This window comes from Marivivens sp. JLT3646, assembly GCF_001908835.1.
GTDB classification, from domain to species: Bacteria; Pseudomonadota; Alphaproteobacteria; order Rhodobacterales; family Rhodobacteraceae; genus Marivivens; species Marivivens geojensis.
Genome location: NZ_CP018572.1, coordinates 1,559,619 through 1,586,066 on the forward strand (window position 1 = coordinate 1,559,619; position 26,448 = coordinate 1,586,066).

The 26,448-nt window shown below is 57.1% G+C and carries 32 protein-coding genes and 1 tRNA gene; 12 read left to right on the plus strand and 21 right to left on the minus strand.

The genetic code is table 11. The annotated features are described in order from the left end of the window. The first annotated feature begins 21 nt into the window (after positions 1-21). Positions 22-960 (plus strand): PilZ domain-containing protein, encoded by a 939-nt coding sequence (locus tag BSK21_RS07770; protein ID WP_067545661.1) that lies wholly within the window; start codon positions 22-24, stop codon positions 958-960. Here the strand turns inward: BSK21_RS07770 and BSK21_RS07775 are convergent, their stop codons facing one another. The 5 genes from BSK21_RS07775 to BSK21_RS07795 form a co-directional block, all read right to left on the minus strand. Then, positions 961-1,194 (minus strand): acyl carrier protein, encoded by a 234-nt coding sequence (locus tag BSK21_RS07775; protein WP_067545664.1) that lies wholly within the window; start codon positions 1,192-1,194, stop codon positions 961-963. Positions 1,195-1,354: 160 nt separating this feature from the next. Continuing rightward, the gene (locus BSK21_RS07780; RefSeq protein ID WP_067545667.1) at positions 1,355-1,945 is read right to left on the minus strand and encodes a TetR/AcrR family transcriptional regulator; all 591 of its coding nucleotides are present in this window, start codon (positions 1,943-1,945) and stop codon (positions 1,355-1,357) included. Between the two features lie 122 nt (positions 1,946-2,067). Then, entirely contained in the window at positions 2,068-2,805 is a 738-nt protein-coding gene (gene fabG / locus BSK21_RS07785) for a 3-oxoacyl-[acyl-carrier-protein] reductase (RefSeq protein ID WP_067545670.1), read from the minus strand. Between the two features lie 40 nt (positions 2,806-2,845). After that, positions 2,846-3,784, minus strand: a complete 939-nt coding sequence (fabD, locus tag BSK21_RS07790; protein WP_067545673.1) for an ACP S-malonyltransferase — start codon at positions 3,782-3,784, stop codon at positions 2,846-2,848. A gap of 122 nt (positions 3,785-3,906) precedes the next feature. Continuing rightward, complete coding sequence (locus tag BSK21_RS07795; protein WP_067545676.1) at positions 3,907-4,494, minus strand: hypothetical protein; 588 nt, start codon at positions 4,492-4,494, stop codon at positions 3,907-3,909. A 291-nt stretch (positions 4,495-4,785) separates the two neighbouring features. Between BSK21_RS07795 and rpsF the strand changes: the two genes are divergently transcribed. From rpsF to rplI, 3 genes are read left to right on the plus strand one after another with little or no spacing between them, the layout of a single operon-like run. Further along, positions 4,786-5,166 carry a 30S ribosomal protein S6 gene (gene rpsF / locus BSK21_RS07800; protein WP_067545679.1) on the plus strand — a complete coding sequence of 127 codons (381 nt, stop codon included), beginning with the start codon at positions 4,786-4,788 and terminating at the stop codon, positions 5,164-5,166. Between the two features lie 25 nt (positions 5,167-5,191). Then, a complete protein-coding gene (gene rpsR, locus BSK21_RS07805; protein WP_067545682.1) occupies positions 5,192-5,419 on the plus strand; it encodes a 30S ribosomal protein S18 in 228 nt (75 codons plus the stop codon). Positions 5,420-5,431: 12 nt separating this feature from the next. Then, positions 5,432-6,013: a 50S ribosomal protein L9 gene (gene rplI, locus BSK21_RS07810; RefSeq protein ID WP_067545686.1), complete on the plus strand. Its 582-nt coding sequence runs from the start codon at positions 5,432-5,434 to the stop codon at positions 6,011-6,013. A 63-nt stretch (positions 6,014-6,076) separates the two neighbouring features. Here rplI and BSK21_RS07815 read toward each other — a convergent pair whose 3' ends face one another. The 3 genes from BSK21_RS07815 to BSK21_RS07825 all read right to left on the minus strand — a co-directional run bounded on the left by BSK21_RS07815 (position 6,077) and on the right by BSK21_RS07825 (position 8,345). Continuing rightward, on the minus strand, positions 6,077-6,550 hold the full coding sequence (locus BSK21_RS07815) for a hypothetical protein (protein ID WP_067545689.1): 474 nt from the start codon (positions 6,548-6,550) through the stop codon (positions 6,077-6,079). Positions 6,551-6,694: 144 nt separating this feature from the next. Further along, positions 6,695-8,020, minus strand: coding sequence for a trigger factor (tig, locus tag BSK21_RS07820; RefSeq protein ID WP_074038992.1), 1,326 nt, complete (start codon positions 8,018-8,020; stop codon positions 6,695-6,697). Positions 8,021-8,260: 240 nt separating this feature from the next. Then, positions 8,261-8,345, minus strand: a tRNA-Leu gene (locus BSK21_RS07825). Positions 8,346-8,552: 207 nt separating this feature from the next. Between BSK21_RS07825 and BSK21_RS07830 the strand changes: the two genes are divergently transcribed. Next, positions 8,553-9,017, plus strand: coding sequence for a Hint domain-containing protein (locus BSK21_RS07830; protein WP_067545692.1), 465 nt, complete (start codon positions 8,553-8,555; stop codon positions 9,015-9,017). A gap of 51 nt (positions 9,018-9,068) precedes the next feature. On the opposite strand, the gene BSK21_RS07835 is transcribed toward BSK21_RS07830, so the two are convergent. Further along, positions 9,069-10,604, minus strand: coding sequence for an NAD(P)H-hydrate dehydratase (locus BSK21_RS07835; RefSeq protein ID WP_367638959.1), 1,536 nt, complete (start codon positions 10,602-10,604; stop codon positions 9,069-9,071). Between the two features lie 151 nt (positions 10,605-10,755). Here BSK21_RS07835 and BSK21_RS07840 point away from each other — a divergent pair, with 151 nt between their 5' ends. The 3 genes from BSK21_RS07840 to BSK21_RS07850 all read left to right on the plus strand — a co-directional run bounded on the left by BSK21_RS07840 (position 10,756) and on the right by BSK21_RS07850 (position 12,874). Further along, positions 10,756-11,094, plus strand: coding sequence for a P-II family nitrogen regulator (locus tag BSK21_RS07840; protein WP_067545695.1), 339 nt, complete (start codon positions 10,756-10,758; stop codon positions 11,092-11,094). Between the two features lie 35 nt (positions 11,095-11,129). After that, a complete protein-coding gene (glnA, locus tag BSK21_RS07845; protein WP_067545698.1) occupies positions 11,130-12,536 on the plus strand; it encodes a type I glutamate--ammonia ligase in 1,407 nt (468 codons plus the stop codon). Positions 12,537-12,691: 155 nt separating this feature from the next. Then, on the plus strand, positions 12,692-12,874 hold the full coding sequence (locus BSK21_RS07850; protein WP_067545701.1) for a hypothetical protein: 183 nt from the start codon (positions 12,692-12,694) through the stop codon (positions 12,872-12,874). On the opposite strand, the gene BSK21_RS07855 is transcribed toward BSK21_RS07850, so the two are convergent. Continuing rightward, positions 12,875-13,600, minus strand: coding sequence for a DUF3445 domain-containing protein (locus tag BSK21_RS07855; protein ID WP_067545704.1), 726 nt, complete (start codon positions 13,598-13,600; stop codon positions 12,875-12,877). Between the two features lie 8 nt (positions 13,601-13,608). Next, complete coding sequence (locus BSK21_RS07860; RefSeq protein ID WP_067545707.1) at positions 13,609-14,493, minus strand: endonuclease/exonuclease/phosphatase family protein; 885 nt, start codon at positions 14,491-14,493, stop codon at positions 13,609-13,611. Positions 14,494-14,690: 197 nt separating this feature from the next. Between BSK21_RS07860 and purB the strand changes: the two genes are divergently transcribed. The 3 genes from purB to BSK21_RS07875 all read left to right on the plus strand — a co-directional run bounded on the left by purB (position 14,691) and on the right by BSK21_RS07875 (position 18,111). Next, a complete protein-coding gene (purB, locus tag BSK21_RS07865; RefSeq protein WP_067545710.1) occupies positions 14,691-15,995 on the plus strand; it encodes an adenylosuccinate lyase in 1,305 nt (434 codons plus the stop codon). An 89-nt stretch (positions 15,996-16,084) separates the two neighbouring features. After that, on the plus strand, positions 16,085-17,116 hold the full coding sequence (locus BSK21_RS07870; RefSeq protein ID WP_067545713.1) for a FliG C-terminal domain-containing protein: 1,032 nt from the start codon (positions 16,085-16,087) through the stop codon (positions 17,114-17,116). A 68-nt stretch (positions 17,117-17,184) separates the two neighbouring features. Next, a complete protein-coding gene (locus BSK21_RS07875; RefSeq protein ID WP_067545716.1) occupies positions 17,185-18,111 on the plus strand; it encodes a lysophospholipid acyltransferase family protein in 927 nt (308 codons plus the stop codon). Here BSK21_RS07875 and BSK21_RS07880 read toward each other — a convergent pair. After that, on the minus strand, positions 18,063-18,767 hold the full coding sequence (locus tag BSK21_RS07880) for a thioredoxin family protein (protein WP_067545719.1): 705 nt from the start codon (positions 18,765-18,767) through the stop codon (positions 18,063-18,065). The two genes, BSK21_RS07875 and BSK21_RS07880, sit on opposite strands and share 49 nt — an antisense overlap. 133 nt (positions 18,768-18,900) lie before the next feature. Continuing rightward, positions 18,901-19,992 (minus strand): Hint domain-containing protein, encoded by a 1,092-nt coding sequence (locus tag BSK21_RS07885; protein WP_082959354.1) that lies wholly within the window; start codon positions 19,990-19,992, stop codon positions 18,901-18,903. Positions 19,993-20,211: 219 nt separating this feature from the next. Here BSK21_RS07885 and BSK21_RS07890 point away from each other — a divergent pair, with 219 nt between their 5' ends. Continuing rightward, positions 20,212-20,676 carry a hypothetical protein gene (locus tag BSK21_RS07890; protein ID WP_067545725.1) on the plus strand — a complete coding sequence of 155 codons (465 nt, stop codon included), beginning with the start codon at positions 20,212-20,214 and terminating at the stop codon, positions 20,674-20,676. On the opposite strand, the gene BSK21_RS07895 is transcribed toward BSK21_RS07890, so the two are convergent. The 8 genes from BSK21_RS07895 to secD form a co-directional block, all read right to left on the minus strand. Continuing rightward, positions 20,677-21,216 (minus strand): DsbE family thiol:disulfide interchange protein, encoded by a 540-nt coding sequence (locus BSK21_RS07895; protein WP_067545728.1) that lies wholly within the window; start codon positions 21,214-21,216, stop codon positions 20,677-20,679. It lies immediately after the preceding gene. Next, entirely contained in the window at positions 21,209-21,358 is a 150-nt protein-coding gene (ccmD, locus tag BSK21_RS07900) for a heme exporter protein CcmD (RefSeq protein ID WP_082959355.1), read from the minus strand. The genes BSK21_RS07895 and ccmD overlap by 8 nt, the downstream gene beginning before the upstream one ends. After that, positions 21,355-22,086 (minus strand): heme ABC transporter permease CcmC, encoded by a 732-nt coding sequence (gene ccmC / locus BSK21_RS07905; protein WP_067545733.1) that lies wholly within the window; start codon positions 22,084-22,086, stop codon positions 21,355-21,357. Before ccmC ends, ccmD begins: the two co-directional genes overlap by 4 nt. Positions 22,087-22,105: 19 nt before the next feature. Continuing rightward, on the minus strand, positions 22,106-22,762 hold the full coding sequence (ccmB, locus tag BSK21_RS07910) for a heme exporter protein CcmB (protein WP_067545735.1): 657 nt from the start codon (positions 22,760-22,762) through the stop codon (positions 22,106-22,108). Then, a complete protein-coding gene (ccmA, locus tag BSK21_RS07915; RefSeq protein ID WP_067545738.1) occupies positions 22,759-23,376 on the minus strand; it encodes a heme ABC exporter ATP-binding protein CcmA in 618 nt (205 codons plus the stop codon). Before ccmA ends, ccmB begins: the two co-directional genes overlap by 4 nt. Next, on the minus strand, positions 23,376-23,729 hold the full coding sequence (locus tag BSK21_RS07920) for an Mth938-like domain-containing protein (protein ID WP_067545741.1): 354 nt from the start codon (positions 23,727-23,729) through the stop codon (positions 23,376-23,378). Before BSK21_RS07920 ends, ccmA begins: the two co-directional genes overlap by 1 nt. 78 nt (positions 23,730-23,807) lie before the next feature. Further along, on the minus strand, positions 23,808-24,776 hold the full coding sequence (gene secF / locus BSK21_RS07925; RefSeq protein ID WP_067545744.1) for a protein translocase subunit SecF: 969 nt from the start codon (positions 24,774-24,776) through the stop codon (positions 23,808-23,810). A gap of 3 nt (positions 24,777-24,779) precedes the next feature. Beyond that, entirely contained in the window at positions 24,780-26,441 is a 1,662-nt protein-coding gene (gene secD, locus BSK21_RS07930; protein WP_067545747.1) for a protein translocase subunit SecD, read from the minus strand. Between the last annotated feature and the right edge of the window lie 7 nt (positions 26,442-26,448).

Below are 26,448 nucleotides of genomic sequence, written 5' to 3' on the forward strand. Positions count from 1 at the left end.
ATTGGGGCGTATTTGATCAATATGATGTTCGTTTTCCGCCTCTTCTACGTGGTCTTTATCACCTTGGCGCCCCTCCGTTCGGCCGATGCGGCTGAGGATGGGGTGGATTGCCGTGCGGTTCACGATCTCGCGACGATCATCGTGGCGCAGCAGATCGCGCTCACCGACCCAACCCGATTGCGCGCTGCGCTGGATCATTTGGCGCGAAACGGCGGGCGGTTTGATGCGGCCTCTGCACGGTGGATGATCGGGGACAGGGTGAATTCCGATGCACAGGTGGCGCTGGTGAATGCAGCACAACTGGGCGCTGTGATCGCGGGCCGACTGCAAACCCAGACAGAGGCACAGCGGGCGCGGATCGGTAGCGCACTCCTCTCGCAGAACCGCGTGGTGGTAGAGGCCGCGATTGCCACCCTGCCCCGCCTCACCGACCTCTGCGACAGCCAAGCCCGCGCACAGTCCTTTTCGACGATGGAGGAACCGCTGATCACCCCACGAACGGCAGCGGTCAACGGCGGTTTGGGGTTTCTCGCACTGATCACGGTTGGTGTGTTTTTCGGTCGGATCATCGCGCTCCGCCATGCTAAGGCACGACGGTTCACTTGCAGCATTGAGACAACCATCCCCCATCAGGGCAAGGTGATTCCCGCGCGGATCATCGACATCAGCCGTTTGGGTGCAAAGATCACGCTGACGGACAGCCTCCCATTTGAACGCCGTCAGAGGATCACGGTGATGGTGAACGGCCAGCCTATTCCCTGTCGGGTTGCGTGGTCGAATACGCATGTCAGCGGGATCAAGTTTCGTCGCGCTCTGACAGCGGCTGACCTCGCGACGGCATTAGGTCATGGGCCGAAGGTCGAACAGACGCGCAAACGGTCCCAGCGTGGCAAACCAGTGCGCCAAAACGAAAACGGCACCCCAAGGGGTGCCGCAATCAATACTTTGAAATCCAGTTAATTACTGAGCTTCAGAGATGAATTTCACAGCGTCGCCGAAGGACTGAATGGTCTCTGCAGCGTCGTCCGGGATTTCGATACCGAATTCTTCTTCGAAAGCCATTACCAGCTCTACGGTGTCGAGGCTGTCTGCGCCGAGGTCATCGATGAACGATGCATTCTCGGTCACTTTTTCCTCTTCAACACCCAGGTGCTCAACTACGATTTTGCGCACACGATCAGCGACATCGCTCATATCAAGTCCTCACGTTCAATAGGGCTTTCGGCCCGTTCTTTTGTGTGCCCCGCGGGGCGGTTAACTGCCCGCAGGGGGCGCCCACGGACGTAACGTCATCGTTCACATCCTGCAGGTATCACAGGGCCTATAGCAGAGAATTCCGCAGAGGCAAACGCTTTCAGGCATCCATATCATCGGTTGCGAGAATTGGGTTATTCAAGATCACCTTACAGGATTTCCGCACGTAAACCTCGGCCTGCGCTGGAACAGGTTCATCCGGAAGGTATTTCTGAATAATCGCCTTGGGCACCTGAATCACGGCCAAATCAATTGAATCCGCATCCGTGCCAAAACGCGCGGCATAGCCTTTGATTTCATCCGCGAGGGATTGGTTTTCAAAATTAACCTTGGCGCGGTTAGCCTCTGAAATGCCAGAGCGCACCAAAAACCGTTTTGGCACCGCAAAGAGCAAAATCGCGGCAGGCCGATCCAATGTGGCAAAGCGCACAGATTTCACCGCAGAGCGCAGCGCCCCTGCCTCACCATCCATTTGAAGTGTCTTGGTCATAAACACACGGTAGCGCTCATGTGCCCAAACCCACGCTTCGGCGAGGAGATCCTCCATCGAGCCAAAGCGGTGATAGATCGAACCTACGGATACTTTCGTGCCTTTTGAAACCTGTTGCACCGTAACCCCCGGTGCCGTGGCGAGATGATCCGCCAACCACACAAAAACATCCTCATCGGTAAAACCCGATTTACGCCCCATCCAAAATCTCCGTCCACGTTTTTTATTGTTGTGACAAGATTCTAATAAAAAGGGGCAGCCGATGGCTACCCCTATACGCGAAATTGGTGGGTTTACTTTACGTAAAGTTGCAAAGTGTTTCCTTAGAGCATCGCCATGCCGCCGTTGACGTGCAGGGTCGCACCTGTGGTGTAACCGGCCTCGTTCGACGCGAGATAAAGAACCGCTGCTGCGATCTCTTCTGGGGTGCCCATACGAGCGGCGGGGATCTGAACGTTGATCTTTTCTTTTTGATCGTCGGTCAATTTGTCGGTCATTGCGGTTGCGATGAACCCCGGTGCGACGCAGTTCACGGTGATCCCGCGGCTTGCCACTTCGTATGCGATGGATTTCGACATGCCGACCATGCCCGCCTTGGACGCCGCATAGTTCGCCTGACCCGGGTTGCCCGTCGCGCCAACGATGGACGAGATGTTCACGATGCGGCCCCAACGCGCCTTCATCATGCCACGGATCACGCCTTTGCACAGACGCATGGTCGAGGTGAGGTTAACCTCAAGCACGCTCGACCATTCGTCGTCGGACATGCGCATAAAGAGGTTATCCTTGGTGATGCCAGCGTTGTTGATCAGAATATCAACCGAACCCATCAGATCAGCGGCTTGTTTCGGCAGCGCATCCACGGCGGCTGCATCGCTGAGGTTACAGGTCAGCACGTGAACGCGGTCGCCCAGTTCTGCAGCCAGTTCATCGAGAGGCCCCTGACGGGTCCCCGACAGAGTGACCGTTGCGCCCGCACCATGGAGTGCCTTGGCGATTGCGCCACCGATACCACCCGAAGCGCCCGTGATCAGCGCGTTTTTACCTGTGAGATCAAACATCTTATATCCTTTCTTCCGCCCGACGTTGGGGCAGGTTCAATTAGCCTTTGAGAGCTTCAATAGCGGCAGCAACATCGTCAGGGGTGCCAACGTTGTTGGTCGCGACATCTTTGCTGATGCGTTTGATCATGCCCGAGAGCGCCTTGCCCGCGCCGATTTCCCATGCCTCTGTGACGCCTTGATCGGCCATCCAAAGCACGCTTTCGCGCCACCGCACGGACCCCGTGACCTGCTCGACCAAAAGCGCGCGGATGGTTGCAGGGTCAGTGACCGCAGCGGCGCGCACGTTTGCAACAACAGGCACAGCAGGCGCATTGATCTGAACGTCGTCCAGTGCCTCTGCCATCACGTCAGCGGCAGGTTTCATCAGCGCACAGTGGAACGGTGCTGACACAGGCAGGAGAAGCGCTCGTTTCGCGCCTTTTTCCTTAGCGATGGTCAGTGCGCGTTCAACGGCCTCTTTGTGGCCCGACACCACGACCTGAGACGGGTCGTTGTCGTTTGCAGCCTGACAGACTTGGCCCTGAGCGGCTTCTTCGGCGACAGCGGTTGCAGCTTCGAAATCGAGGCCGAGGAGAGCGGCCATAGCGCCGACACCAACAGGAACAGCCTCTTGCATCGCGGTGCCACGGGTGCGCAGCAAACGCGCCGTGTCAGCAACCGAAATCGCACCAGCCGCAGCAAGTGCCGAATATTCACCAAGCGAGTGACCCGCAACGTAATCCGCAGCGGTGATCGAAACGCCTTCGGCCTCTAGCGCGCGCATTGCAGCCAAAGAGGTCGCCATCAGCGCGGGTTGTGCGTTTTTAGTGAGCGTCAGGGTCTCAATGTCCCCGTCCCAGATCAGCGACGACAGGCTTTCCCCGAGAGCGTCATCAACTTCGTCGAAAATGGCTTTGGCTGCCGGATAAGCATCGGCCAGCGCCTTGCCCATTCCGATGGCTTGGGCGCCCTGCCCCGGAAATACGAATGCCCGCATGTGTCACTTCCCTTTGGTAACGTTTTCTCTGCCTTAGCGTGTCACGGGCCACATCACAAGAATTCGTAAAAACGAAAAAGGCGACCCGATGGGCCGCCCGTTTCAGAAAATGCTTTGAAATATTAAGCAGGAATGGCGATCAGGTCTTTGCCCAGACGATCGCGCAGCGCCTCAATCCGAGGGAGCGGACCATAGGCGACCTCTAGCAGCGTGGTCGAATTGCGATAGCGGAGCATGAGTGCACCGTGACCTTTTTCGCCGCGCTCACGGTCGATGAACAGGCCGCTGAAGGATTTGAAATCATAGCGCCCGATGAGCGAGGGCCGACCCGCGTGGTTACGGACAACCTCGCGCAATTCGCGGACATTGGTGTCAAACTCCAGTTCGACCTCAGCGCCACGGGTCGCGTAGCGGAAACAAAAGGCTGACAAGACGGCGAGGAATACGGTCAGGCCAATTTTGATAACCTCAACGCCATCTGACACAATGCTCGACGGCATGAGCCACAGACCCACCGCAGCCAGAGCGAAGACCACCCCGACAAACAGCGCAACGGCCTGTAGGGTTTTCACCATTGGCGACGGCCCCTCAAGCGACCGAATGACATAACCCCAATACGTGTCAGCGAGCATAAAATCCGCCTTGCTATAGCCCATCGGAACCTCAATTGCCCCGTTGTGGAATAATCTATCAGTTGTCAGCGCGTTCATTGTAGCACCTTTTTACCCTATGGTTGTAACCTTGTAGACCAAAAGTGGCGAAAAACAGGCGATGCCCTGACGTTGTTTTGACTTTCTCATATTCACGCCTGACACGATCCCACTGCCCCGCGCTGGTGCGTATATAAAGAGAGTGTCATTCCACACTTGCCTTTGGGGTCGCTGCCTGTATAAGGCCCCATCTTTCCGCAATTCGTTAGAACTGCGCAGTCTCTCGTGGGTGGAGGCGGAAAGATCTCATTGCCACCCTATGAAATGCGCTGAATAAAAACAGGAGTGCACATGCCGCTATACGAGCATGTTTTCATTTCGCGTCAGGACCTGTCGAACGCACAGGCTGAAAGCCTCGTCGAACACTTCTCGACAGTGCTTGCTGACAACGGTGGCAAAGTCATCGAAAGCGAATACTGGGGCGTCAAAACGATGGCCTACAAGATCAACAAAAACCGCAAGGGCCACTACGCTTTCCTGCGCACCGATGCACCGTCGTCGGCTGTTCAAGAGATGGAACGCCTGATGCGCCTGCACGACGACGTTATGCGTATCCTGACCATCAAGGTCGATGCACATGAAGAAGGTCCGTCGGTTCAGATGCAAAAGCGTGACGACCGCGGTGAGCGTGGCGAACGCGGTGACCGTGGCGAACGCCGCGAACGTCGCTAAGTTGATCAGGAAAGGACATTAAGTCATGGCTACCAAACCATTTTTCCGTCGTCGTAAGTCCGATCCGTTCGAGGGCGAGAACGCTCCGAAGATCGACTACAAAGACACTCGCCTTCTGCAGCGCTACATCTCTGAGCGCGGCAAAATCGTTCCCGCACGCATCACCGCTGTTGGATCCAAGAACCAGCGCAAACTGGCACAAGCCATCAAACGCGCACGTTTCTTGGCTCTGCTGCCCTACGCTGTGAAGTAAGGAGTCATATCAATGGACGTTATCCTTCTCGAACGCGTTGCCAAACTCGGCCAGATGGGCGAAGTCGTATCCGTGAAAGACGGCTACGCTCGCAACTTCCTTCTGCCTACCGGCAAGGCTCTGCGCGCTAACGAAGCAAACAAAGCGAAATTCGAAGCTGACAAAGCTCAGCTCGAAGCACGCAACCTCGAAACCAAAAAAGAAGCCGAAGCACTGGCTGCAACCCTCAACGGTCAGCAGTTCGTTGTGATTCGTTCCGCTTCGGATTCGGGCGCTCTCTACGGTTCTGTCTCCCTGCGTGACATCGCCGAAGTTGCGACCGCTGGTGGTTTCTCGATCGACCGCAAGCAGGTTGTCCTGCAAGGCGCGATCAAAGAACTGGGCCTGCACAGCGTAACCGTTGTTCTGCACCCTGAAGTTGAAGCAACCATCACCATCAACGCTGCACGCTCTGCAGAAGAAGCTGAGATCCAGGCATCGGGTAAATCGATCCAGGAACTGGCTGCTGAAGAAGAGCAAGCTGCAGCTGACGAGATCGCCGAACTGTTCGACGACGTTGGTGGCGCTGCTGCGGACTCCGACGAAGACCTCTAAGGTTTCCGTCAGACCAAATAGAAAGGCCGCAGAGCAATCTGCGGCCTTTTTCTTATGTGGTGATCAGCGGCGGAAAGTTTCCAGCTCTAGGATCGCATCACAGTAATCCCCGTCATAGGTTCCGACCCAAACGTCGAGATAGCCGTCCAGAGGCCGTGTCAGCACGATCTTGGGGTCCATATTGCCGTTGTCATCGTCATCGTAATACCAGTTGGCAGATGCCGTGTTGATCAACAGCGCACTGTCACATTTGCTGATGACGCTGATTTCTAGGCGTAGGCCAGACATGCCGCTCATATCGAACGTGAAATCTGGCGCCGTGGTAAAGTACCCTGCCCCTTGATCCGTTCCCGGACGCACGTTCGGACAGTTCCAAATGTAGTTTTCACCGCCAGCAACAACGTTGAAACGAACAGGGCTGCGCATTTGGGGACCCGTTACCGAATAACTGTCGCCCCACTGGGAATAGTCAGGACACGCCATCGCAGCCGTCGACAAACCAAACACCGCTAAAACAGAGAGAAGATATTGCTTCATGGTTCAAATCCTTGGTTGAGACTAAAACTCCCTCAAGCCTAGGCCTGTTATCCAAGTGGATAAACCTCTTGAGGTCAGTTTTTTCGTCGCACAAACGAAAAAGGCGCCCCGAAGGGCGCCTTTTGATCAGGGATGAACCGCTGATTATTCTTCTTCCAGAGCCTCAACAGCTTTCTGGAGGTCTTCTTTCGACACTTCTTTGTCAGTCACAGCAGCGACCGAGAAGATGTGATCGACAACTTTGTCTTCGAAGATCGGAGCCTGAAGCTGCTGACGGAACTGAGCGTTCTGCTGAACGAATTCAAAGAACTGACGCTCTTGACCCGGGTACTGACGTGCTTGGTTCATGACCGCTTGGGTCAGTTCAGCGTCAGAGACTTTGACTTCTGCTTTGTTGCCGATTTCAGCAAGGAACAGACCCAGTTTTACGCGGCGCGCAGCAAGAGCTTTGTGCTCGTCGGTTGCTTCGATCGAACCGTGGTTGTGATCGTGCACTTCTGGGTTTTCTTCATGCCACAGCTGGTGAGCGATCTGGTCTGCTTCTGCGTTAACCAGCGATTCCGGCAGGTCGAATTCAACTTTGCCGTCCAGCGCGTCGAGGAGCGAACGTTTCGCAACTGCGCGTGCTGCACCTTGGTATTCAGCTTCAAGACGCTCAGCGACTTGTGCTTTCAGCTGAGCGAGGTCTTCGGAACCGAATTTCTTTGCCAGTTCGTCGTCGATCGCTGCGTCTTTCGCTGCTTTAACAGCTTTGATGGTGCAGGTGAAAACAGCCGCTTTACCAGCGAGGTTTTCAGCGCCGTATTCCTCAGGGAAGGAGACGTCTACGTCTTTCACGTCGCCAGCTTTTACGCCAACGAGGCCAGCTTCAAAGCCAGGGATGAAGGAGTTCGAGCCGAGTACTAGCGGGTAGTCAGATGCTGCGCCGCCTTCGAACGCTTCGCCGTCAACTTTACCAACGAAGTCCATGACAACTTGGTCGCCGTCTTCTGCAGCGCCGTCTTTGTCTTCGAAGGATTTCGCGGTTTTCGCGAGGTTTTCGAGAGCTTCGGTGATCGATGCGTCGTCAGCTTTGACAACCAGACGCTCCAGTTTCACGTCAGAGAAGTCGACTTCCGGAATGTCCGGCAGGCGCTCGTAGGAAACTTCGACAACAACGTCGTCGCCTTCTTTCCAGTTCTCGTTGGTCATTTTCATTTCCGGCTGTGCTGCCGGACGGTCACCCGAAGTTTCGAGGTGGTTGTTCATCGCGCCGTCGATTGCGTCTTGCATCGCTTCGCCCAGAACACGCGGGCCGAACTGCTTTTTCAGCATAGCCATCGGGACTTTGCCCTTACGGAAACCCTTCATTTCAATGTCGGGCTGAGCTTCGATGAGCTTTTCGTTTACTTTTGCGTCGAGCTCTGCAGCGGTTACAGTGATTGTGTAGCCGCGCTTGAGGCCTTCGTTGAGGGTCTCGGTGACCTGCATCGTATGCGTCCTTTTACGTCTCGTTCAGGCCGCACGACGGCGGCCACCCTAAATCAGCCGTCCTTCTATTGGGGCATAGCGCCCCATGCAAGGCGAAATGGCACATTCCTCCCTATTCCATCAGGATGTTTTTCGGGTCCATTCTGGGGAAGTCCGTCGAATTCGGGAAAATAAGGCCCTGAACAGGCTGAGACGATCGACTAAGGGCCAATCTAACATCGTCAGTTTATTCAGGATTTGTGGTGCGGGTGGAGGGACTTGAACCCCCACGCCTTGCGGCGCTAGAACCTAAATCTAGTGCGTCTACCAATTTCGCCACACCCGCTCTGACAGGCGGTCTAGCAAAGCCTTGCGCGGGCTTCCAGCGAAAAATGCACACGTATTAAATGTATGTAAACACGCATAAAGTGTGTCCAAAAGGTTAACAATCGGCGCATATGGGCAGCCGGGGGTGCTTTTTGACTGGTGTTAACCCAATGCTTGCTTAACCTGCCTAGCAATTGAGGCAGACACAGCAAGAGCGGGAACCGCCATGCACCCTGATATCGAGATTCGCCCGGCGCAAGCCGTGGGCGTTCGCAATTTGACTGGCCTTGTGGCCGGCACCTCCCTTTTGACGCTGGATGGGGAACTCCCTGTTGAGACGCTTGCCGCTGGTGATCGCGTGATTACGCGCGATTCTGGCATGGCGATCCTCCGCGAAGTTCGCGCATTCACTGTAACCGCAGAGATGATCCGCATTAAGGCAGGAACGCTGGGCAACACCCGCCCCGACCGCGACATGGCCGTATTTGCGCAGACACCGATCCACATTCGGGATTGGCGTGCGCAGGCTCTTTATGGTCAAGCGACCGCGATGGTGAGCGCAGAGCGTTTGATCGATGGCGAATACATCACACGATCCGAACCTCAGTCGGTGATGATGTTCGAACTGGTCTTTGACCGTCAGCACATCCTTTATGCAGACGGGATGGAGGTTGGATCAGCCGCTGTCTGATCCGCACCACATGGTTTTGATGCGCCGCCCCATTTGGGCGGCGTTTTCGTTTTAGAGGCCTAAGTCGCGGAATACGGCGGGCAACGCCTCTGGTAGATCCTCAGCAATCAGCCCTGCGCCAAAATGACGGGCCGCAGCGGTGTGGAGCCAAGCCGCCGTCTCTACGTCCTTGATCCCCGTGATAATCCCCGCGAGCACATCCCCCGCCCCAGCCGTCGCGAGCCAAGGGGTCGCATTCTCATAGGTCGCCGCATTTAGGACCGTCTGACGATAGGGCGCTGCAATAACGGTATCGCGCCCTTTGTAGAGAACAGTGCAGGCAGTGCGCGCCGCGGCCTCTTCAGTCGCGATGATTTTCGACGGGTGATCGATGAGGTCAGGAAACAGCCGTGCAAATTCACCGCCATGCGGGGTGAGAACGCAGAGGGGATGGAGTGCCCTCATCAGCGTGGCATCCGACGCCAAAGCCGTCAGTGCATCCGCATCAATCACTGTGAACCGTTCAGCCGCGAAGACCGTGGGTAAAAACGCCGCCGCACGGTCGACGCCGAACGCGGGACCGATGCAGAGACTGTCGTAGCGTTTGTCCTCTACTATAGCTGCTAGGTCTTCGGGCGTGTCGCAAGGCACCAGCATCACAGCCGTTTCATGGGTTGCGTATTCTGACATGGCGTCACGTGGCACCGCGATCGTGACCAACCCTGCCCCCGCCCGCAGCGCCGCCCGCGCCGCCAGTCGTGCCGCACCCGTTTTACCCGCAGGCCCACCGAGGATCAGCGCGTGACCGTGGCTATATTTATGCGTCAATCGCCGTAGCCCACCTTTGAGCGAGGATCGGCGGGGTTCGGAAAAACGGACCGCCTGTGGACAGGGCGTCGTTATGCCGATGTCCGCGATCACGAGTTCACCGCAAAGGTCAGGCCCCACAGTCAGGTGATGACCAAGTTTGGCGCGGTGAAAGCTCACCGTAAGGTCATAGAAAATCCGCGCATCTTGGGTCAGGTGCGATTGGCCTGTGTCCGCATCCAAGCCACTGGGCAGATCGACGGCCACCCACTTCCCACCCTCTGCATAGGCCAGATCGGCAGGCCAAACGGATAAGGCGCGGAACCCCTCTGCGATCTCACCTGTTACCGCTCGTGAAAGGCCCGTTCCGAATACCGCATCAATCCACAGCGCAGGATGGTGATCATCGCCCCAGCCCCGCAAGGCCGCACCCAAATCAGCCCAAGGCCGCACCTGCCCCATCGCAGCCCAACGGTCATGGTTCGCACGGGCATCATCAGACAAACGCGCCGCATCGCCTGCAAAGAAACAGGCGACCTCCCACCCGCGCTCTGCCAAAAGCCGCGCGATGACGAAACCATCGCCGCCGTTATTCCCCGGACCGCACAAAACAACAGCCAGATCAGGCGCAGCAGCCAGCGTAGGCCATTTGCGCAAAATGGACTCGACGACGCCCTGCCCCGCACGCTCCATCAGTTCGAGGCCTGTGACACGGCCAGATGACATCGCAGCGCCTTCAGTGGCGCGCATTTGAGCAGAGGTCAGGACTTCGATCATCGTTTCAGCACCAAAAGTTTTCAAACTGCGCACTAAGCGCGCATATTGCACAATTTTTAATCACACCCTATGGAATCATCCCAAAGGCATAGGCTGCGTCAGCCTACCCGATTGTGCCTGCCGTGCAGACATGGTCTGACGCCGAAGGAACACCAAAGCGAAGGGAGTCGCGTCCGTGAAAAAGATCGAGGCGATCATCAAACCGTTCAAACTGGATGAGGTCAAGGAAGCCCTGCAGGACGCTGGCGTACAAGGTCTCTCCGTGATCGAAGTCAAAGGCTTTGGTCGTCAGAAAGGCCACACAGAGCTGTACCGCGGCGCTGAATACGTTGTGGACTTCCTGCCGAAAGTAAAAATCGAGGTCGTCCTTGCCGACGATCAAGTCGATGCTGCCATTGAGGCCATCATCGGCGCTGCCAAAACCGACAAGATCGGCGACGGTAAAATCTTCGTATCGCCTGTCGAACAAGCGATCCGTATCCGCACCGGTGAATCTGGCGACGACGCGCTGTAATTCACTGAAAAATTTCACCTCAAGAGGAATCAGGGATGAACAACCAAGAGTTTCTTAAACTAATCGCGGACGAAGGCGTTGAGTACGTCGATGTTCGCTTCACCGACCCGAAGGGTAAGCTCCAGCACGTGACGATCGTCTCTGATCTGGTTGACGAAGACTTCCTCGAAGAAGGCTTCATGTTCGACGGTTCGTCGATTGCTGGCTGGAAGTCGATCGACCAGTCCGACATGAAACTGATGCCGGATTCGTCCTCTGCTTACATGGACCCGTTCTACGCTGAGAAAACCATCGCGATCCACTGTGACGTTGTTGAGCCGGACACTGGCGAAGCCTATGACCGTTGCCCACGTCAAATCGCGAAAAAAGCAGAAGCTTACCTGAAGTCCTCGGGCATTGGTGACGCTGCATACTTCGGCCCAGAAGCTGAATTCTTCCTGTTCGACGACGTTCGTTACTCGGTTACTCCGGCGAAAGTATCTTACCAGATCGACGCTGAAGCAGCTGCTTGGAACACCGACGCAGAAATCGAAATGGGCAACCTCGCACACCGTGCAGGTCACAAGGGCGGTTACTTCCCTGTGAACCCGATCGACGAAGCGCAGGACATCCGTGGCGAAATGCTCTCCACCATGAAGCGCATCGGCATCAAAGTTGACAAACACCACCACGAAGTGGCGACCTGTCAGCACGAGCTGGGCATGATTTTTGGTGGTCTGGTCGAGCAAGCCGACAACATCCAGAAATACAAGTACATCATCCACAACGTGGCTGCGTCCTACGGCAAAACCGCAACCTTTATGCCCAAGCCGATGGCTGGCGATAACGGTTCTGGCATGCACGTAAACATGTCCATCTGGAAAGACGGCAAGCCGCTCTTTGCAGGCGACAAATACGCTGACCTGTCGCAAGACGCGCTGTACTTCATCGGTGGTATTCTGACCCACGCAAAAGCACTGAACGCGCTGACCAACCCGTCGACAAACTCCTACAAGCGTTTGATCCCGGGCTTCGAAGCTCCTGTTCTGCGCGCATTCTCCGCACGCAACCGTTCGGGCTGTGTCCGTATTCCGTGGACCGAATCGCCGAAAGCAAAACGCGTAGAAGCTCGCTTCCCAGATCCGGCAGCGAACCCCTACCTCGCTTTCGCAGCTCTGATGATGGCTGGCCTCGACGGCATCAAAAACAAAATCGATCCGGGCGCTGCTTCGGACAAAGACCTCTACGATCTGCCGCCAGAAGAACTGGCAGCAATCCCGACCGTATGTGGTTCGCTGCGTGAAGCTCTGGAAGAGCTGGAAAAAGACATGGACTTCCTGCTTGCAGGCGACGTGTTCACCAAAGACCAGCTTCAGGCTTACATCGACCTGAAATGGAACGAGGTTTATGCTTACGAGCACACCCCGCACCCGGTCGAATACCAAATGTACTACAGCTGCTAATCTTAGCAGTCGTCAGACAAACGAGAGGGCGTCCCATTCGGGCGCCCTTTTGCTTTACTGGAACGGTCCCACGACAATTTCATGTCTTTGCCCTGATTTTGCCATTATAAGTTGAGATGCTGTGAGTGAGTGAACCAGTTTTCAGGTCCAGTATCATGTTTAAGAGTGCCCAAGATTACCTTGCCCCCAAGCCGAACCACATTCCGGCGTCTGCCCAGCCAAAGCCGCAGATGCGCCTACCTCATCAGGCTGGCCTTGTGTCTCGGCAAACACCGATCTCTCATAAAAATTGGGTGTCCGCGCTGTTGGAGCGGATCAAAACGACCCTCAACCCCTAATCAAATCGCAACCATGGTGGTGTGGATCGCAAAGAGAACCGCGCCCGTTTTCGGCAGCCGCATGACGGTCTGCCGTTCGCTGCGTTCATAGAGCGGATTGATGTCCGTATACGGCCGCGGGTTCGATTCGCTGCGGACATGGAATAGCGTCGCGTCCTCATAGCTGTGCAGGTTCGCGCGCCACATCGGTCGCAGGGGCTGCGCCCCATCAAACAAACGCTGCACGCGCTTGCCGATATCTTCGGTGTAGGACGGCACGGGCACATGGATGCGCAAGAGCGGACGCCCGATTTTCTCGGCCAAGGTCCACGCGGCAGGGAAACACAGCAATGCCGCCGTCAGCACATGTTCGTCGCCCTGTTTTTGCAAGAGGCACAGGTCCTCTTGGACCAGCTGTGACAGGGTCAGGAAGGGATCATTGCGGTCGATGGTGACGACCTGCCCATCGGGGCGCGTCACCTGATCTGCCGTCACCGTGAACCCCACCGATGGCAATTCGGCCAAGATCACGTCGAGGAGTTCAGACACCGCCTCTTCGGCCTCGGGCAGGACACCGCAGACAGCCGCGCGATGGTCGCGCATCAGGCGGGCCTTTTCACCCAATTGACCCGTGTAGGCACTATCAACCGTGATCCACGGCCCAGTGACAGGTCGCATAGATGGTAAACGCGCAGCAGCAACAGCGCGTTGTTCGTCGGGCAAGTGGTCTTGGAGAATGGGCGTCATGGCGGGTCCTAGGGTCCGAATGACAGCACCAGACCATAATGATCCGACCCCGCCAAGGGGCGAATATCGACAGCCCCCTGCCAGCCACGTGGGATCAACGTGTGATCAATGGCAAAGGGCAAATGGGCACCAAACCCGGGGAAGCTGGACAAATAGCCTCCAACCCGCACAGTGCCCGCCGTTTCAGCGATCCGCCGAACGGAACTGCCCCAAGGGATCATGTTGAAATCGCCTGCGATCACGATCGGACCGTCTAGGCTTTCTAGCCCATGCAGGATTTTTGGGACCTGCGACGCTTGGGTAAAGGGGTAAGGCCAGTTGAGGTGGACCGACCCGACCCAGATCTGACCGATCTCTGGCACGTCGGCTTGGGCAATGACGATGCCGCTGCCCAGACTACAGCCCGCGCCAGATGGCGTCAGAGGGTAACGGGACAGGAGGGCAATACCGCCGTTCCCTTGGCTCGCGCAGGCAAGGCGATAGGGAAACCGTTCCTCTAGCCCGTCGAGAACGATTTGATTGATCGACGACGTTTCTTGCAGCGTTACGAAATCCGCATCTGTCGACAGGATATCGGTCAAGATTGCCTCGGGCGTGGCACCGTTCCACAGCATATTCTTTTGATAGAGCGTCAGAGGCCCCGTTCCACGCAGCGCACCGCCCGCGAAATCGCCCCATGTGACCACGCCAGAGGCGATCACCGCGACCAAGACACCGGCCGCCCACCGCTTTAGGCCAAAAAACAACAGGGCAATGACAATCACCAATCCAGACGCCAGCAACACGGGGCGCCCCAAAGACAAGGAATCGGCCAGCGGAATCCACGTCCCAAGGTGCGTGAACGCCAAGAGCGCCACACCTAGAAACGTTATGAATTTCAGAACACTACGCATCGATCCTCTCGCCCCATCTCGGCGGGTTTCGCCTATAGTCCTGACGCATCATTCCCCCGAGTTCAATGCGCCAAGGGCATAGCCCTGGCACCCTAGCGGCCTTTTGCCCACCAGTTATGGCTGTGCTGCTCTTGTTACGACACGTCATGCATCGTATGAGGCGCGTGAAACTTTCCACCGACGAAAGGCCGCTGCCAATGATCCCTCGCTATTCCCGCCCTGAAATGGTCTCCATCTGGGAACCTGCAACCAAATTCAAAATCTGGTTCGAGATCGAGGCACACGCCTGTGACGCCATGGCCGATCTGGGCGTGATCCCCCGCGAAAACGCGGATGCCGTTTGGAAAGCCAAAGACGTAGAGTTTGATGTCGCCCGTATCGACGAAATCGAAGCCGTCACCAAACACGACGTGATCGCATTCCTGACACACCTTGCGGAGCATGTCGGCAGCGAAGAGGCCCGTTTCGTTCACCAAGGTATGACCTCTTCTGACGTTCTCGACACCTGCTTGAACGTTCAGTTGGTTCGCGCCTCTGACATCCTGATCAAAGACATGGAAGCCCTGCTCGCCGCGCTGAAAAAACGCGCGATGGAACATAAGAACACCGTTCGTGTTGGCCGCAGCCACGGTATCCACGCAGAGCCGACCACCATGGGTCTGACCTTTGCCCGCTTCTACGCAGAGATGGACCGCAACCTCGCGCGTCTGAAACTCGCTCGTGAAGAGATCGCAACAGGCGCCATCAGCGGCGCTGTCGGCACCTTCGCAAACATTGACCCCCGCGTCGAAGAACACGTTTGCGCGCAACTCGGTCTGAACCCAGAGCCGATCAGCACCCAAGTGATCCCGCGCGACCGTCACGCGATGTTCTTTGCAACGCTCGGCGTGATTGCGTCCTCAATCGAAAACGTGGCTATCGAAATCCGTCACATGCAGCGCACCGAAGTTCTTGAGGGCGCAGAGTTCTTCTCGATGGGCCAAAAAGGCTCATCCGCGATGCCGCACAAAAAGAACCCTGTTCTGACCGAAAACCTGACGGGTCTGGCGCGTCTGGTTCGCATGTCGGTTATTCCTGCGATGGAAAACGTCGCCCTCTGGCACGAGCGCGATATTTCGCACTCTTCCGTTGAGCGTGCGATTGGTCCAGATGCCACCATCACCCTCGATTTCGCACTGAACCGTCTGACCGGCGTTGTCGATAAAATGCTCATCTTCCCGCAGAACATGCTGGATAACATGAACAAATTCCCAGGTCTGGTGATGTCGCAGCGCGTTCTGTTGGCCCTGACCCAAGCAGGCGTATCGCGCGAAGACGCATATTCCATGGTTCAGCGTAACGCGTTGAAAGTATGGGAAGACCGCGTTGATTTCCGTGAACAACTGCTTGCCGACGAGGATGTTGTGAACGCGCTTGGTGTTGATGCGATCAACGAAAAGTTCGACATGGACTACCACACCAAACACGTGGACACGATCTTCAAACGTGTGTTCGGCGCATAATCGGATCGGGGGCCTTCGGGCCCCCTTTTCATTTGGGCTAATTGTTTTTTCACCTTTCTGGCTGATCTTGGGGCGGAAAGGACACCACAATGCCCGATGGATCACACCTCCCCCCGATTGCCCATCTGACCCGCCGTCAAAAGGCGGCGCTCTTGGTGCAATATCTGATGGCGGACGGGCAGACGCTGAACCTCTCTGAGATGCCAGAGGACGCGCAAATCGCCCTCACCCGCGAGATCGCCGATATCGGCATGGTGGATCGGGCGACGGTGGATCATGTGGTGATCGAATTCCTCGACGAGATGGACCGCCTCGGCCTCACTGGGCCCGGTGGTATCTCTGCCGCGCTCGATGCGCTGTCGGGGCAACTCAGCGCGGGGACCACAGCGCGGCTCAACGATGAGCTCTCGGGCACCGACCCGTGGCGGCAGATCTGCAAACTAGAGGTCGATCAAATCTTCCCTCTGGTCAATGCTGAGGCGATAGAGGTCTGCGCGATCACTCTGTCGAAACTCCCCGTTGATAAGGCTGCCCAAGTGCTGGGCCGTATTTCAGGCGAACGGGCACGTCGCATCACTTATACCATGTCGCTGACCACGGGCGTGGCGCCTGAAACCGTCCTACGCATTGGCACCGCTTTGATTGGGGACTATGGCAAACCGCGCGAAACGGCCTTTGCCCAGCCCGCCCCACGGCATCTGGGTGCAATCCTGACGGCCAGCGGGGCCGACCTGCGCGACAGTCTTTTGTCTGATCTGCATGACGATGATCCCGTGTTCACCGCGCAAGTTCGGCAGGCGATCTTTACCTTTGCCGATATCCCTGCCCGCCTGCCCCCGCCCGACGTGCCCAAAGTGCTACGTGCTGCGGATCAGGCCGATGTCGTGACGGCGCTAGCCCATGCAATGGCGATGGGTGGCGCGCTAGAGGCTGGGGCGGAGTATCTCCTTGCGAACCTGTCGCAGCGGGTGGCGGACCAGATCAAGGATGAGATGGCGGAGCGCGGCACCCCGCGCAAAGCCGATGGTGAAGCGGCGCAGACCCGAATGACAGCCGTGATCCAGAAATTGGCCGAAACGGGCGAGATAACGCTCTTTTCTACGGGAGAGGACGCTGCGTGATCCATCCTGCTGCTTGAGATTGCGGTGCCAGCCCTTTATCTGAGGGAACAGACCGCACAGGATGGCACATGGCCCAGACCAAAGACAGCGACATTGGCACGACTGCCGACTGGGTGATTGACCGTATCTTGCGCGTCATGATCGGTGGGCTGATGCGTTTGCCCTATGAACGGCGCGTGGCGCTGATGGGGGCTGCGACCCGCAAGGTCATTGGGCCTATCGCGGGCTACCGCAAACGTGCGCTGGATAACCTGTCGCTGATTTTTCCTGACATGTCTGATGCCGAAAAATCCCGCATTGCCAATGGCGTTCTAGACAACGTAGGCCGCACCCTGATCGAAAATTATTCGTGGCAGGAATTCGGTCAGCGCCTCGCTCGTGCTGACATCAGCGGTGATGGCATGGAGGCCGTCGAAGAGGCCCGCGCGGCGGGACGCCCGATCCTGTTTATCACGGGACATTTCGGCAATCACGAGGCCCCGCGTCAGGTGCTTACCAACAAAGGTTACATCATTGGTGGCCTCTACCGTCCGATGAAGAATGCCTATTTCAACGATCACTACGCCAGCACGATGACCGAACTCTCTGGTCCCGTCTTTGCCCAAGGGCGGCGTGGCACGGCAGGGTTTGCGAAACATCTGCGTGGTGGCGGCATGGGCACGCTGCTGTTTGACGTGGCCGTGCCCGACGGTGTGCTGTTGGATTTTATCGGCCATCCCGCCATGACCGCGACCTCTGCCGCGGATATTGCGCTGCGGATGAATGCGCTCCTCGTGCCGTATTTCGGGATCCGACAGGCTGACGGTGTGACCTTCGACGTGGTCGTTGAGACGCCCATCGAATATACGACCCCTGAACAGATGATGGCAGAGGCAACCGCCCGTTTAGAGACCCGCGTTAGGGCCAACCCCGAACAGTGGTTCTGGGTTCATAACCGTTGGAAGCCTCAGCGCACGCGCCCTGCCGATACGATCAACCCCGGCCCTGGTTCCTGAAGGATCACCACTGCTGGCGCGTCGCCTTCGATAGTCACCGAGAGCGACAGCGGCGTGCGCGTGTCCCACTCGCCCAAATCGTCCCACGACGTGACGATGTTGGTGTAATCCACGGTTTTTCCAGCGTTTTCACCGCGTTCAATATCGACCTGCGCATTGGGCTGGTAACGCACGAGTTGCACCATCAGAGGCGTTGCAAAGCTCTGGAGAGATTCAGCCGTTAGGCTCAGCGTATTGCCCGACCGTTCAAGGTCCAAATCAATACCATCGGCCATGATGATATGACGGCGCATCAGCTCCATCAGTTCCATCGGGTGGGCACCAACCACATGATCCACACCGCCAATCACAAACTGAGGGGTGTAGATCGTCCGCTCGCCTGCTTGGGCAGCATAGCGTTTCTGGCGTTCGGTAAAGGCAGGATTGGCAAAGCTATCAGCCCAACCAATGTAATCCCAATAATCCACATGCAGCGCCAGTGGGATCACATCATCGCTCTGCGCCAATTCTGCAAGAATTTCATCAGCAGGCGGACAGGACGAACAGCCCTGAGAGGTGAACAATTCAACAATAATGGGGGGATGATCATCCGCATGGGCAACTGCAGGCAGGGTCATAGCCAAGCCACACATCACCGATCCCAAAAGCTGTCGCATGTTTACATCCGTATTCGTTTCCTAAGACCGATTTAGCGCAACACGATCACACTCTCCAATCAATGAATTGCGAGACTTTGACATGATTGCACAGAGGACACGATTTTCAGGGGTAAAGTCTGTGCGAATACGCTCAGGCGGTTTCACGTTCCAGTCTACGGGACAGCGGCGATTTTCGGTCGAGTAGCCCCTCGCGTTCCATCGCCCATCGCAAGAGTTCCGCCTCGCGCGCAGTCAAACACATACGTGCCGCAGGGCCATAATGCTCCCACCCGCCATGCAGCACAGGAAACACATCGAGGAGCGCGGCACGATCTGCCTCAGAGATGGTTTTGATGGCTTCGGGGCCGGGCAACAGGCTTTCGCTCAGCAAACCGTCGGCCATCACAATATCGTGCTGGTCGAGCGCGAAATGGACGTAATGCGCGAGCGCCCTTGGCTCTGACCGAATGAGATCGCCATCAATGAGATGTTTCGCCGCGACGAGCACGTCCTCTTCGCCAAAGAGCAGTTCAACAAAGGGGCCGTGAATCATCAGGCGGTGATTGGGCGAGACGTAGACGGGCACTTCGTTATCTAAGACACCCGTGGCGATCCGAACGGGGGCGTTTTTCCCAACGCCAAGGATCGTGTTTTGCCCCACCCAGCGGATCGGCTGCAATCCGTGATCCATGGTTTCGACCAGATCACCCACGCGCAATTGCTGCACAGGCACCCAGCCCCGCGCTGTCTGGATCGTTGTCCCCGCGAGATAGCAGACAAACATCTGATCGACGCCGGTGGTATAAATCCCTGTATATTCAACGCCATTCCATGTGCCGATGGTGACAGAGGAGACGGCGGAATAGTGACCCTCAGGGATCGAGGTATCCATGAGGCGGTACCCCCATGTGCCATCGGTGAACAACGTGACCTCAATAGCAAGGCCAGAGATCACCTGCCCGTTCATCACAATGGAGGAATTGGTGTAAAGCGCGATTTCCTGCGGGTAGAGGGTTGTCGTCGGTCCGATAATATAATCGCCAAAGTACCTGACTGGGCCCAAGTCTAGGTCATCGTCGTTTATGACACCGTCGTTGTCACCATCGCGAATGGTATATTCGATGTAGTATGGGTTGTTGATCGTGTAACCGTTCAGGCTCTCATCAAGAACATCTTGAGAGAGAATCTCTGGGAACGGAAACTGGGTTGGCATGTACCAACCCCAACTGAGCGTATCGACCATACCGCAAAAACCTCGTGACTATACATGATCTGTAACGGCAGTATCCGTGGCAAATTTAGTGCCAAGATCGGCGAGAGGGCCGAATAAAGTGCGCTTTGCGGTCGCAGCATGAAATACACAGATTATCCACAGGGTTGCCCACCCCTAAGTGGTTCTATCCACAGGCTTACCCCCTGAATCCGATTTGCCGAATCCACAGGGGGGTGGTCGATTTGGGGGATGGATATTCAACTCTCACATCTGCGTCTTTCTACTGACGACGCCTACCCGCCTCTGCCGGAAAACCGCGCTTATGCGTTGGTTATCATCGCGCATGAGGAAACAACGGCCTACTGGCGTCGTGGTCTAGCGGAAATGATGGCTGTGGGGGCCTGCGTTCAGGCGAATATCTGGGGCAGTGACGCCGAAGAGTGGTGCGCAGACATCAACGCCGCCAATGCGCTGTCCATCATGACAGAGGAGCGGGCCGAATATTTCCCCGACATCGAAGTCTCCAGCCAGTCGTCGCGCGTGATCGACGATGTGTTCGACTTTGCGACCGCGCAAATGCACACGTCAGAGGCCGAAGAACTCAGCCTCTTGATCGTGTTGGAAATAGGTGAACCTGCGTGGCGCTATGATCTGTCGGGCATGGCCTGCCGTGCCGCCCGCGATTGGGGCGCCATGGCGGCCTATGCCTGCTGATCAGTTACCCAGCGCCTTTTCGAGTTCAGGCAAAAACCGGCTTTCATAGTCAGCGCCGATCAAGGGCCCTGCAAACCGATAGAGCACCGTGCCGTCCCCATCGACGATGAACGTCTCCGGAGGTGCGGTCACACCCCAGTCGATGCTGCCGCGCCCTGTGGCGTCAAAGCCCGTCGCAAAAAACGGGTTGCCCAGCTCGGCAAGGTAATCGCTCGCCGCGCCTTGGGTATCGCGGAAGTTCACGCCAGCTATGCGGTAGCCCTGTTCGGCCAGTTCATGCAGTACAGGATGCTCTGCACGACACGGCGGGCACCAGCTCGCCCAGAAATTCACCAGCGTCACTTCGCCCGACCGCAGCATTTCTGGCGTCAGTTGGACGGTGCCCTCAAGCGCCTCTGTCGGCAGGGCCGGAGCCTCTTTGCCGATAAAGGTCGACGGGAGTTTGTCGTCGTTGCCAAAATACATACCGCTGAAAAACAGCCCAGCGATCCCCGCAAAGATCACGGGGGGTAGGATTGCCAATACCGGAACCTTAGCCATGTTTCGATTCAACCTCATCAAGTCGTTTCTTCGCGGCGCGGCTCTGGTTCAGGCTCACAAGCGCGAGCGCGACCAAGAGGCCGATCGTCACGCCATACGACAGCCAGATATGAAGCGTGTGTTTACCGAAATCGACCATCATGCAGCCCTCCGAGCCCGCGCCTCGAGCGCATCCGCGCGCCGTAAACGGATATGTGTGTTCGTACGGATCAAAACCAATGCGACAAAAAAGAGCCCAAAGCCCAGCATCGAAATCACCGCAGGCCACCAGAACGACGCATCAATGTTGGTTTCGCGGTCAGCTGAGAAGGTCGCGGTTTGGTGCAGACCTTTACCCCAGAACATCGCCGCATAGCGCGAGAGCACCGCAAAGACCGACCCCACGATGCAAAGGACCGAGGTCAGGTCGGCTGCGGTGTCGTTGTCTTCAATCGCGGTCCAGAGGGCCATGTAGCCGATGTAGAACAGGAACAGGATGAGGAACGATGTCAGTCGCGGCTCCCATGCCCACCATGTACCCCATGTCGGTTGGCCCCAGATCGCGCCTGTTGCCAATGCGATCACGGTCATGATCGCGCCAATCGGTGCCGCTGCCCGTGCCGCAAGCGCCGAGACGTGATGACGGCGGATCAGCCAGATCAGCGAGGCAACCAGCATCATCATCCAGCCATTGATCGCCATCAGGGCCGAAGGCACATGGACGAACAGTATTTTCACCGAATGTTCGAACTGGTCGGCTGCGGGGGTGTTGAAAAGACCCCAGAGCAAGCCAACCGCGATCAGCAACATCGACCCACCAAAGATCCACGGGATCAGTGGTGCCGTTGTGGCCATAAATTTCTTGGGGTTTGCATATTCCCAGATCGACATGATGTCCCCTTTTGTTGTCTTAGCGCAGGTTGACCCGCAGCGCCGCAGCACTGGCGAATGGCAATAGCGCAAAAGCCCCTGCAGTAATACCCGCCAGCATTACAAAGGGCGTCGTCACATCCATCCCGGCCGCGCCACGGCGCACTGCTTCGGCCCCAAAGACCAGCGTCGGGACATATAGCGGTAAAACCAGAAGCGACAGCAAGAGGCCACCGCGCCGCAGTCCCACCGTCAGCGCCGCGCCAAAGGTGCCGATAATCGACAACGCAGGAGTGCCGAGCGCGAGTGAGATGAATAAGTAGCCATAGGCTTCTGAGTTCATGTGCAAAAGAACACCCAGCATCGGCGCGGCTAGGGTCAACGGAAGCCCCGTTGTCAGCCAGTGGGCAATCGCTTTGATCAGAGCTGCGCCCTCAAGCGGGAGCGGCGATGTCGCAAGGAGAGCCAGAGAGCCATCCTCGTAATCGAGCGCGAAGATACGGTCGAGCGACAGAAGGCAGGCCAAGAGAGCCGCGACCCAGAGGATACCCGGCGCGATCGGCTCTAGCACAGAAGCATCAGGCCCCACGCCAAAGGGGATCAGCACCACGACGATCAGAAAGAACGCAAGGCCAAGGCCGAACCCGCCCCCTGCCCGCACAGCAAGCCAAAGATCACGTTTGAGTAGCGCGATCACAAGAACGCCTCGTCGCTGCCGCCAGATTGATCAGCCGAGGCGCGGAATGGCTCTAGGTCCAATTCGGGTGCATCAAGGCCAAGGTCGATGTGGGTCGCGATTACAGCGATACCGCCCTTGGCCAGGTGTTGATCGCGAATGAAATCAGCAAAGAGGTTCACCGAAAACCGATCCAGAGACACTGTCGGTTCGTCAAGGAACAGCACCTTGCGCCCGATCACACCGAGCCGCGATAATCCGAGACGGCGTTTTTGCCCCGCCGACAAAGTGCCCGCCATGCGGTGGCGCAGATCGACCAGATCGAAGGCCTCGTAAATCGTGTCCGGCACGGGGTTGCCGTAAACCTCAGCCCAGAAGCTCAGGTTTTCTTCGACGCTCAGTTGCGCTTTGATCCCGTCCGCGTGACTGGCATAGGCCGCCTGATCGTCGGGCAGGTCAATTTCGCCACTCAGCGCAGGTTGCAGGCCCGCAAGCGTCCGCAAGAGCGTGGTTTTCCCGATGCCATTGGCCCCGCGCAGAACCAGTGCCTGCCCCGCCTCGACCGTGAACGACACGCCAGAGAGGACAGGAACCCCACCGCGCGCGCAGGCCAGATCAGTGACCGCGAGGCGCATCAGACGGGGATCAAGGCCAGCGCGACGCGGCGGCCTTCGGACAATAGGACATTGTAGGTGCGGCAGGCCGCGGGCGAGGACATCGGTTCAGCGCCAATGCCAGCCTCGTCTAATGCGGAGCGTAGGGAGGCAGGCAAATGGGCGATTTCTGCGCCCGTGCCGACAAAGATCACATCGACTAGATTTTTGAGCGCCAAGAGCGCCTCAACGTCGTCATAGCCGCCCCAAGAAGACACGCCCGTAGAGGTCACGACCAGCGGGCCTTCAAAGACCTCACCACCGATGCGGAAAAAACCGGGACCATAGCCATCAACGGGCTTGGCATCGGAATAAACGACCTCGTTCAAACGCATGTCTTATCCTCTTTGCTCAGGGCCTGTTACCGCGCCGTGGGTCCTTGGGGTTTGAGATAGCTCAATCCCCAAGAAAAATCAGGCATCAATATCCATGAACTGGTTGCCCGTAGGTTTCTTTTCCTTCGACCAGTCACGTTTCACACCGAGCATAAGCACGATGTTCTTTGCAACATAGATCGACGAATAGGTACCGACCAGAATGCCCCATGTGATCGCAAAGACGAACCCACGGATCACGTCACCGCCAAGAACCAAGAGCGCAATGAGCGCCAATAGCGTGGTGCCCGAGGTCATGATGGTCCGGCTCAGCGTTTCGTTGGCCGAGAGGTTCAGCACGTCGATCAGCGGCTTTTGCTTATACTTGATCAGGTTTTCACGAGCACGGTCAAACACGACCACGGTATCGTTGATCGAATAGCCCACGATGGTCAAAAGCGCCGCGATGGTCGCAAGGTCGAACTTGAACTGGAACACCGCCCACAGGCCGATGGTGATTGCCACGTCGTGGATCAAAGCCACAACAGCGCCCACCGCAAACTGCCATTCGAACCGCAGCCAGATATAGGCTACAATCGCGACAAGCGCCGCGAGAACGGCATAAACTGCCTTAGAGATCAATTCGCCCGACACCTTGGGACCAACGGATTCCACAGAGGCAAACGTCACCGCAGGATCGACTGTTTGCAGAGCCGCCTCAACATTGGCCACGATGTCTTGGGAAATGCTTTCCTGACCGTCTTGGGCCTGAATGCGGATCATCGCAACATGCTGATCGGCGGCAAATGTCGGGTCAAAGACCTGCGTGATCACCACATCGCCAAGGCCGAGCGGATCAATCGCCGCGCGGTAATCCGCAACATCAACAGCGTTCGTGCTGTCTGTGCGGATCGTGGTGCCGCCACGGAAGTCGATACCAAAGTTAAGCCCCATCACTAAGAACGCGATGACAGAGGCAATCACCAACACCACAGACGCCCCAAAGGTAGCGCGTGCAACGCGGAAGAAATTGAAGTTCGTGTTGTCAGGGACAAGACGCATCCGCATGGCTCAGACCTCGATGGTTTTGGGACGGCGGCGTTGGAACCACCAGACGATGAAAAGACGGGTCACAAAGAGCGCGGTAAAGACCGAAGTCACGATACCGATGCCCAGAGTGGTCGCAAAGCCGCGGACGGGGCCAGAGCCAACGAACCAAAGAATGGCTGCGGTGATGATCGTGGTGATGTTCGCATCCACAATCGCCGACATCGCGCGTTCATAGCCCAGTTCGATTGCACGGGCAGGCCCTTTGGCGGTTTTCAGTTCTTCGCGGATCCGCTCAAACACAAGAACGTTCGCGTCCACCGCCATACCCATGGTCAGCACGATACCCGCGATACCGGGCAGCGTGAGCGTCGCACCGAGGACCGACAGCGCGCCAAAGATCATCGCAACGTTGATCACCAGCGCGAGGTTCGCGATCCAGCCAAAGAGGCCGTAGGTCAGCGCCATAAAGATCATGATCAGCGCAAAACCAACCAGCGCTGCGATCTGCCCAGCCTTCACGCTGTCCGCACCCAATTCTGGGCCGATTGTGCGTTCTTCGAGGAAAGACAAACCAACAGGCAGAGCACCCGCGCGCAACAGAACCGCGAGGTTCGTCGACTCCTCAATCGAGAAGCTGCCCGAGATGATACCAGAGCCGCCCGTGATCGCCTGACGAATGGTCGGGGCGCTGATCACTTCGTTATCGAGGACAATCGCAAACGGCGCGCCAACGTTTTCAGAGGTATACTGACCAAAGGCTCGCGCACCCGTCGGATTGAAACGGAACGATACAGCCGGCAAGCCGTTCTGGTCGAACGACGGTTGCGCATCAACCAGCTCTTCACCGGTGACAACAGGGGTCCGTTCAAGGATGTAATAGCTGCCCTCTTCGTTCAGAGACGGGGCAAGGATATTACCGACACCCGGATTTGCATTTGCATCCGTGGTGCGACCAACGACCGAGTTAAAGGTCAGTTGTGCCGTCGTGCCGATCCAGTCTTTCAACTCTTGCGCTGATTTGGCGCCGGGAACTTGGATCAGGATACGGTTGTCGCCCTGACGCTGGATCGCTGGCTCACGTGTGCCTGCGGCGTCAATACGGCGACGAATGATTTCAAGCGCTTGTTTCACAACACGGTCGTCAGAGGCCAGCTTTTCCGCCTCAGACAGCCCAATGGTGATCACTTGCCCCTCAGCAGAGACAACGATGTTCGATGCACCTGCGCCCGTCAGGGTCGCCACAGGCTGGCCCAAACCGCGCACCAATTCCAGCGCGCGCTCGATGCCAGCGGCCTCGGAAATACGCACACGCAGCGCGTCAGCGGTGGACTCTTCGCGGGTCACAAACCCAACGGTGTCACGCTCTGCGGCCAGCACATCACGCACCTCAGGCCACATCGCGTCGAGCGTGGCGCCATAAGCCTCTTGAACCTGCACTTCGGCGAGCAGATGCGCACCGCCCCGCAGGTCCAGCCCGAGGTTCACCAAATTCGACGGCAGGAAGGACGGCCAGAGCGCGACATCCGCCGCGATCTGGTCGGAACTCATCCCCGCATCAACCAATTTAACCGCGTCGTTATGAGACTCGACGCGGCCGTAGAAAAAGTTCGGCAAGGTAAAGACAACCCCGGCCAGGCAGGCCAGTAGGATCATCAACTGGCGAAAGCGCGAAATATGCAGCATGTCCGGG

Excerpts from the sequence above, each read along its gene's own strand:
- BSK21_RS07770 (WP_067545661.1), top strand. The coding sequence starts at position 22 with ATGATGTTCGTTTTCCGCCTCTTCTACGTGGTCTTTATCACCTTGGCG.
- BSK21_RS07775 (WP_067545664.1), bottom strand. The coding sequence starts at position 1,194 with ATGAGCGATGTCGCTGATCGTGTGCGCAAAATCGTAGTTGAGCACCTG.
- BSK21_RS07780 (WP_067545667.1), bottom strand. The coding sequence starts at position 1,945 with ATGGGGCGTAAATCGGGTTTTACCGATGAGGATGTTTTTGTGTGGTTG.
- fabG (WP_067545670.1), bottom strand. The coding sequence starts at position 2,805 with ATGTTTGATCTCACAGGTAAAAACGCGCTGATCACGGGCGCTTCGGGT.
- fabD (WP_067545673.1), bottom strand. The coding sequence starts at position 3,784 with ATGCGGGCATTCGTATTTCCGGGGCAGGGCGCCCAAGCCATCGGAATG.
- BSK21_RS07795 (WP_067545676.1), bottom strand. The coding sequence starts at position 4,494 with ATGAACGCGCTGACAACTGATAGATTATTCCACAACGGGGCAATTGAG.
- rpsF (WP_067545679.1), top strand. The coding sequence starts at position 4,786 with ATGCCGCTATACGAGCATGTTTTCATTTCGCGTCAGGACCTGTCGAAC.
- rpsR (WP_067545682.1), top strand. The coding sequence starts at position 5,192 with ATGGCTACCAAACCATTTTTCCGTCGTCGTAAGTCCGATCCGTTCGAG.
- rplI (WP_067545686.1), top strand. The coding sequence starts at position 5,432 with ATGGACGTTATCCTTCTCGAACGCGTTGCCAAACTCGGCCAGATGGGC.
- BSK21_RS07815 (WP_067545689.1), bottom strand. The coding sequence starts at position 6,550 with ATGAAGCAATATCTTCTCTCTGTTTTAGCGGTGTTTGGTTTGTCGACG.
- tig (WP_074038992.1), bottom strand. The coding sequence starts at position 8,020 with ATGCAGGTCACCGAGACCCTCAACGAAGGCCTCAAGCGCGGCTACACA.
- BSK21_RS07830 (WP_067545692.1), top strand. The coding sequence starts at position 8,553 with ATGCACCCTGATATCGAGATTCGCCCGGCGCAAGCCGTGGGCGTTCGC.
- glnA (WP_067545698.1), top strand. The coding sequence starts at position 11,130 with ATGAACAACCAAGAGTTTCTTAAACTAATCGCGGACGAAGGCGTTGAG.
- BSK21_RS07850 (WP_067545701.1), top strand. The coding sequence starts at position 12,692 with ATGTTTAAGAGTGCCCAAGATTACCTTGCCCCCAAGCCGAACCACATT.
- BSK21_RS07855 (WP_067545704.1), bottom strand. The coding sequence starts at position 13,600 with ATGACGCCCATTCTCCAAGACCACTTGCCCGACGAACAACGCGCTGTT.
- BSK21_RS07860 (WP_067545707.1), bottom strand. The coding sequence starts at position 14,493 with ATGCGTAGTGTTCTGAAATTCATAACGTTTCTAGGTGTGGCGCTCTTG.
- purB (WP_067545710.1), top strand. The coding sequence starts at position 14,691 with ATGATCCCTCGCTATTCCCGCCCTGAAATGGTCTCCATCTGGGAACCT.
- BSK21_RS07870 (WP_067545713.1), top strand. The coding sequence starts at position 16,085 with ATGCCCGATGGATCACACCTCCCCCCGATTGCCCATCTGACCCGCCGT.
- BSK21_RS07875 (WP_067545716.1), top strand. The coding sequence starts at position 17,185 with ATGGCCCAGACCAAAGACAGCGACATTGGCACGACTGCCGACTGGGTG.
- BSK21_RS07880 (WP_067545719.1), bottom strand. The coding sequence starts at position 18,767 with ATGCGACAGCTTTTGGGATCGGTGATGTGTGGCTTGGCTATGACCCTG.
- BSK21_RS07885 (WP_082959354.1), bottom strand. The coding sequence starts at position 19,992 with ATGGTCGATACGCTCAGTTGGGGTTGGTACATGCCAACCCAGTTTCCG.
- BSK21_RS07890 (WP_067545725.1), top strand. The coding sequence starts at position 20,212 with ATGGATATTCAACTCTCACATCTGCGTCTTTCTACTGACGACGCCTAC.
- BSK21_RS07895 (WP_067545728.1), bottom strand. The coding sequence starts at position 21,216 with ATGGCTAAGGTTCCGGTATTGGCAATCCTACCCCCCGTGATCTTTGCG.
- ccmD (WP_082959355.1), bottom strand. The coding sequence starts at position 21,358 with ATGATGGTCGATTTCGGTAAACACACGCTTCATATCTGGCTGTCGTAT.
- ccmC (WP_067545733.1), bottom strand. The coding sequence starts at position 22,086 with ATGTCGATCTGGGAATATGCAAACCCCAAGAAATTTATGGCCACAACG.
- ccmA (WP_067545738.1), bottom strand. The coding sequence starts at position 23,376 with ATGCGCCTCGCGGTCACTGATCTGGCCTGCGCGCGCGGTGGGGTTCCT.
- BSK21_RS07920 (WP_067545741.1), bottom strand. The coding sequence starts at position 23,729 with ATGCGTTTGAACGAGGTCGTTTATTCCGATGCCAAGCCCGTTGATGGC.
- secF (WP_067545744.1), bottom strand. The coding sequence starts at position 24,776 with ATGCGGATGCGTCTTGTCCCTGACAACACGAACTTCAATTTCTTCCGC.
- secD (WP_067545747.1), bottom strand. The coding sequence starts at position 26,441 with ATGCTGCATATTTCGCGCTTTCGCCAGTTGATGATCCTACTGGCCTGC.